This is a genomic window from Mesorhizobium sp. Arg314 (assembly GCF_053714275.1).
This window is the reverse complement of the sequence record NZ_JBSKBP010000043.1, coordinates 36,457-42,456: the sequence shown is the minus strand read 5'-3', so window position 1 is coordinate 42,456 and position 6,000 is coordinate 36,457. Positions and strand designations below refer to the sequence as shown.

The following is a 6,000-nucleotide window of genomic DNA, read 5'->3' as shown; positions in this document are numbered from 1 at the left end:
GGCTGTCGAGCTGGTCGACCTTGACCCGATGGCGCGGGCTGCGGGGAAATTTTGCCGCCCCGGGCCTGCAGAGCGCCCTAAAACTGGCGGTGCGCGCCAGCGCGCGGCCACGCGGCCGCAAGAGCAAGCGGGCGGTTACCGCCGATATTTTGTCCGCCCTCCTGATAGAATGCGCCGGCGAAAAACTGGTCGACGTCCGCGACCGCGCGCTTTTGCTCATGGCCTTCGCCTCGGGTGGCCGCCGCCGCAGCGAGGTTGCGTCGCTGCGGGTCGAGCAGCTGGTCGAGGAACAGCCGGTGCCGGCGGACCCAAAGAATCCGGACGGCGAAAAGCTGCCGTGCCTGAAAATCCGGCTCGGCCGCAGCAAGACCACCGAGGCCGATTCGGACGACTTCGTGCTGCTCGTCGGCCGGCCGGTGGTGGCGCTGAGCGCATGGCTCGAGCGGGCCGCCATTGCCGATGGCGCCGTGTTTCGTGGCATCGATCGTTGGGGCCATCTCGAAAGACGGGCCGTGACGCCCCAATCGGTCAATCTGATCCTGAAGCGACGCGCCACTGAGGCCGGTCTCGACCCGACGCTGTTCAGCGCCCACGGGCTGCGCTCGGGCTTTCTGACCGAAACCGGCCGCCGCGGCATTCCGCTGACCGAGGCCATGCAGCAATCCCAGCATCGCTCGATCCAACAGGCTTCGCACTACTACAACGACGCGGAACGGCAGTTGGGGCGCGCGGCGCGGCTGATCACCTAGGCGCCTTTGGTGTTTGTGGAGTCAGATGCCTATTCCGGAGACAGGCTGGCGCAGAGGCCTGGCGGTGATCGCGGATCGCCCCTGCGGGACCTTAGGCGTCGGGAAAAAAAGCGCCTTAAGTGCAGTACGACAGCCGCAAAAAAGCCCCTCCTCTCCTCTTTCGCCGCTGCCATGCCGGCCCGGGTAAGATGGAGCTTTTTGCGGACGGCTTTCGTGTCGACCGTACCGAGCTGCACTCCATGCCCTTCCTGCTCCTGGAAGCTGCCTTGATCACCTTAGCGAACGCTGCGACTGCCTTTGGCTTCGTCGGGTTTCAGCTCGCCCTTCTCGTTCTTGCTATAGGCGCCCTTGCAAACTCTTGCCTGACGGGAGCTGCCTCCAAGCGCGAGGTGGCCTCTTCGATCTTCTCGCGCACCAAGCCAAACTCCCAGCGCTTTGGTGCGATGCGTCCACATTCTAACCCGTCATCTTCACCGTCACGCCGTTCGTTCGCAACGCTGCCATCAACATCGGCCCCACCGAAAACTGCCCTGCCCGCGCCTTTTCGGTCAGTACCCGCAGATACCCGCCTGCCGACTTGATGTGGTGGGTTCGTTGAAGGATACAGGCAATCACCACGGCGGCGGTCTCCTGGCCCATTGCATGGCAAGCTTCCTCATAGGCCGATGGGGAAACCCCAAGATAACCGCGGACCTGGGCCGCCGTGATCATGAAATCGCGCCAGTTGGCGATCCCCTCAGCGGCATAATCAACAATGTCCGGGCACGCCTTCAGCGCAAGGCCAAGCGGATAGCCTTTCGGCAGCTCATTACGGTCAGGGGTTGGCTGTGCCCGTGCCGTGCTTTTCTCGAAAGCAGGTTCAAATTCAAAAGTAGAGTCGGTGTTTGAATCAGATTGCTGCCGCTCACTGTGAGACTCATTGCCGCTCGGATTCATGGAATTCATGAAGCTTTCCAGCGTCATATCCACTTCTTCACGCAGCGTCCCCAGGTCCGCTACGATCGGCTCCAGCTCCTCCAGGGTTGCACGCCGTGGAATTGCCTCGACGACCGCCCTGAACCGGCGCCACATCGTGCCCCAATCGCCCGGCACGCGCTCCTCGATCGCCGCATCGACCAGCTTGTGGATATCCCGACGCTGGAGGGTGATGCGTTCGCGCATCAGCTTCAGCGCCCTAGTCTCGGCACGAACACGTTCGGCCGCCAAGCGGATCTCCTCGGCACGCATCAGTAGCGGCGCCAGCGAAAAGCCAAAGGCCTCATCGATAGCGCCGTCCTTCCCCTTGCGGGCGTATCGCTTGCCATTGGGACTGTCCCTGCGGACGATGAGGCCGCAATCGACTAGAGCTGCCAAATTCCGTCTCAGCGTCGCGCCGGCCATCCCATGAGCACGCAACGACAGCTGAGCGTTCGAGGGAAAGACCATCAGTCCATTTTCTTCGCTCAGGTCGCTGTCAGGATAGAAAGACAGCAGCCCATTGAGCACCGCCAGCGCGCGGTCGCCGATGCCAATCATGGTCTTGCCCTCGCAGAGCCAGCGATACAGCTGCCACTTGTCCGCGCTTACCCCTTCAGGGACTTCGCGCGTGGCATTCCTCGCCTGCAACAAGGCAAGTGTCATCGGCCGCCCACCAAAGGGCGTCGTTCCCACTTCCATTTTCTTCGCCCTCAATCAGGCAAAAGACGTCCGCTCGCCGAATCGACGTTCAAAACTCTTGACAGTGATTCGCGGAAATGAGATTCTCGGCTTGCTAGAACACGAGAAGGGCTTCCGCGAGAGATCGTTCGGGGGCCTTTTTCTTTTGCGGTTTCAGTTCTCCTGTTTCGACTGCCTGTAGGCCTCAAAGAGGCGGTCCAGATTGTCAGAAATCCACTCGCCAAAGGGTTTCGCTTCGGCCTTTGAAATCTTCAGCGTGTAGTCCTTCGGACCGATCTTCTTCGTCACGCTAACTGGTTTGTCGCTAGGAGCCCAGGATATAGCTGCGGGCTTCGAAATCGTCTTCCGGACAGCCTTCCCGTCCTTATGGAGGGCGTCGAACAGCTTGTTGAAGCGACCGTCTGTGTCTTCGGACAGGAAGCTGTCTGTGGTAATGAACTCCTTCGCGGTGGCGGCGTTACGGGGATTATCGATCAGTTTCCGCAGCTCGAGCCAGCGATCGCGGCCAATGCCCTTGGCGGCACCAATGCAGTCGATGATCTCCCAAGGGACGGATTTTGGGATCGTCATCATTTTCGAGAGCGTCTGATAATCTACTGAGAGCGCGGACTGTATTGTCTCCCGGCTAAATCCGCGCTCACCAAGCTGCTGCGCAAAAACCACCTTCTCGATGAACGACAGGTTCGCCCGAGCGGAATTCTCCTGCCCCTGGGCGATGACATGATCGAAATCCTCGAGCGTCTTTACAACAGCGCGGACTTTCCGCCCCAGTTCACTTGCTGCACGCAGACGACGATGCCCAAACACCACCATGTAGCGGCCTTCAGCCGTAGGATGCGGGCGGACGAGGATCGGGGTGTCCTGCCCGCGTATCCGGATCGCCTCGACCAGCTCCACATACTGCTCGTCCTCAACCGTCATCCGATCCGAGACGAAGGAAACGTCAACGACGGCAGGATCGATCTCTATGATAGCCTCGCCGTCAGCCAGCAAGGCCGCTTGTTTTGTTAGCTCGTCAATAGACGAGGAAATGGATTTCGCCGCACCGAACTTGGGCATCGCAGCGAAACGCTCATCAGCGACGACGTCCGTTTCGTCGTCTTCGGCGAGGATTCGGTTGAAGATGTTCTTTCTGGCCATCTATGTTCCTATGGATACGTCCTTTGAAATCACTGCGGAAAAACCGAATATAGACTGCCGTCTATTTTCGGCCGCCTGCCCCACGCAGTGTGGATCAAGCTCCGGATTTCCGAATTTACGGCTTCCATAGATTCCATCGCGCGGTCATATGTCGACCTGGTCATGCTGGAGCGCTCGACCTCATAGAGGGTCTGCTTCGTCAAGCCGGCGTCAGAGATCGCAGTAGATTTCAGCATCTGGTTTTGGAGCATCTGCGACGCCAGGATCGATTGCATGAAACCGACCATCTGAGCTTGGGGAACGTCCGTCGGCTCGTAGCGGGTAACTAGGTAACGGAACCAATCCAGGTCGACGTCGCCACCTGCCCGGTTTACCGTTCTGAGCAGGTCACCCAGCATCAGCAGGAATTGTGACATTGACATCAGGTCGAGCATCTGCGGGTGAACCGTGATGAGGACCGAGGTGGCGGCCGCCAACGCCGTGAGCGTCAGGTAGCCGAGCTGAGGAGGGCAGTCGATAACGACTATATCGTAGCCGCTGTCGACTTCCTGGAGGGCGCTTTCAATGCGGTTCCAGAAGGTTTTGCCGTCCAGCGAAGCCTTGTTCTGCATCGCCAGTGGCGTGTCGTACTCGTACTCCTGCAGCTCTAGGGAGGCGGGAATGAGATCGAGGCCCGGGAAATTCGTTTTCCGTATCACGCTCGCAACAGGCTTGCGCTCATCGTCATAGCGGATTGCCTCGTAGATTGAAGGATACCGGTCAAGCTCTGGCTGCACGCCGTGAAGAGCGGAAAGCGAAGCCTGGGGATCGAGATCGATCGCAAGGACGCGGTGTCCGGTGAGCGCAAGGTGTTGGCCAAGGTGGGCCGCGGTTGTTGTCTTTCCGGAGCCGCCCTTGAAATTGACCACAGCGATTACCTGTAGCTTGTCACCAAGTCTGCGACACGGGACATATTTTTTGCTTTCGGAGCGGCCGTGGCGATCTAGCCAGTGACGGAGTTCCGATAGTTGCTCGGCCGAATACGTTCTCCGCCCGCCTGCATGGACCGTTGGCTGGACAGCCTTGCCTTCCAGGTGCAGCTTCTTGAGGTTGCTGGTGGATACCCCAAGGAAATATGCAGCTTCAGCAAGCGAGAAGTCGCGCAGCGTCTTCGTGGCGTCCGGAGGAAATGTCTCCAGCCGAAGGAGGTTCAGCTTGCGGCTGATTTCTCGACCTTGGGCAGAAATGGTGTCGTCAAATCGCGGTTTCTCAGCGGCAGAGACGGGAGCATTCATCTGGTCGGAACCTCAAATGACGGCATTTTTGACGAAAGCGCCGAATTGCCGTCATTATGCCTGATTCTGGTTCTCTCACAAGAAATTTAACGTTAACAAAACATTAACGCCAATCGCGACCGCGATTTCGACTCTGGAAACGCGAAGATAACGGATGGACCAGCCAACTTTGGATCGAAGTTGGCGACCACTCCGATACGGTTTGGAAAGAAACATCAATGCGGTGCTGGTAAGCTCCTCGACATGGCGACGGCTTAGAAATCGGACTAAATGACTGCGCGATGATCCAGCCGGCCGATAGGACAGCACCTATGCAGCAAGATCAGTAACTCGCCCGCGAAGGTAAGGTCCGAGATCCACGTCGGTCGGCGGATCGAGGCTCTTGAGCACCGCCCGACTGCGGCATCGCCGGGCAGCGACCAAAGATAGACGGCAGTCTATATTCGGTTTTTCCCCAGTGATTTCAAGGGGGATACGTGGATGGCTGCTCCATAGAAAAGGCTACAAAGAACATCTTCAACCGGAGCCTCCATCTTCGGGAAAACGCCGGCGGCTACGATTTCCAATGGTCGTTCGGCGGTGGCACGGCCATGATGATCCAGATCAGTCATCGTGAAAGCCATGACATCGATAATTTCCTCGATGACCCTCAACTGCTCGGCTTCATCAACCCGTCCAGAAGTTGCGTGCGGATTGAGCTGATGCCATCGGAATCTCAGGCGACGGGTCGAGGTTTCCAGAAATTTGCGTTCGAGAACGTCGGCGAGATTGCCTTCATCGTTGCAGGCGCGCTGACGCCGACGCCCTTTGAGATGCGTGAAGTTGAGGGTAGGGCCGTGATGATCGAGACCGTTGCCAAGAAGTCTTCTACCACCGGGATCGGAAGCCAAGCCGCATGACATTTTCGACCTCGCTGCTGCAGCACAGTCCCAATTGGAGCCCGTGGTCAATGCTCTGCGCGCGTCCCGGAGCAGGTTTCTTCGCCCAAGGATCGGTTGGAAAAGCTAAACCCGGAGTTTGTGGTCGTGCCACAGCGTAGTTGATGATCGTGCCTGACTATAGAGCGCCCCCGATAGTCTGGATACAGCGCTCGCTGTGCTCGATGAGGTATTGTCGTCGCCCAAGAGCTGCCCCCTCATCCGAGCGAACAAGCGGGCGAGGGGAGGAGGACTTTTCAGAGG

At 58.6% G+C, this 6,000-nt stretch carries 5 protein-coding genes; 2 read left to right on the top strand and 3 right to left on the bottom strand.

Translation table 11 applies throughout. The annotated features are described in order from the left end of the window. The coding region (locus ACWGS9_RS28885; protein WP_454508435.1) for a site-specific integrase at positions 1 to 749 on the top strand (749 nt) is incomplete at its 5' end. A gap of 456 nt (positions 750 to 1,205) precedes the next feature. On the opposite strand, the gene repC is transcribed toward ACWGS9_RS28885, so the two are convergent. The 3 genes from repC to repA form a co-directional block, all read right to left on the bottom strand. After that, positions 1,206 to 2,405 carry a plasmid replication protein RepC gene (gene repC, locus ACWGS9_RS28880; protein ID WP_454508434.1) on the bottom strand — a complete coding sequence of 400 codons (1,200 nt, stop codon included), beginning with the start codon at positions 2,403 to 2,405 and terminating at the stop codon, positions 1,206 to 1,208. A 153-nt stretch (positions 2,406 to 2,558) separates the two neighbouring features. Then, positions 2,559 to 3,545 carry a plasmid partitioning protein RepB gene (gene repB, locus ACWGS9_RS28875; protein ID WP_454508433.1) on the bottom strand — a complete coding sequence of 329 codons (987 nt, stop codon included), beginning with the start codon at positions 3,543 to 3,545 and terminating at the stop codon, positions 2,559 to 2,561. Positions 3,546 to 3,574: 29 nt separating this feature from the next. Further along, positions 3,575 to 4,819 carry a plasmid partitioning protein RepA gene (gene repA / locus ACWGS9_RS28870; RefSeq protein WP_454508432.1) on the bottom strand — a complete coding sequence of 415 codons (1,245 nt, stop codon included), beginning with the start codon at positions 4,817 to 4,819 and terminating at the stop codon, positions 3,575 to 3,577. 476 nt (positions 4,820 to 5,295) lie between these two features. On the opposite strand from repA, the gene ACWGS9_RS28865 reads away from it, so the two are divergent. After that, positions 5,296 to 5,718 carry a hypothetical protein gene (locus ACWGS9_RS28865; RefSeq protein ID WP_454508431.1) on the top strand — a complete coding sequence of 141 codons (423 nt, stop codon included), beginning with the start codon at positions 5,296 to 5,298 and terminating at the stop codon, positions 5,716 to 5,718. Positions 5,719 to 6,000: the final 282 nt, after the last annotated feature.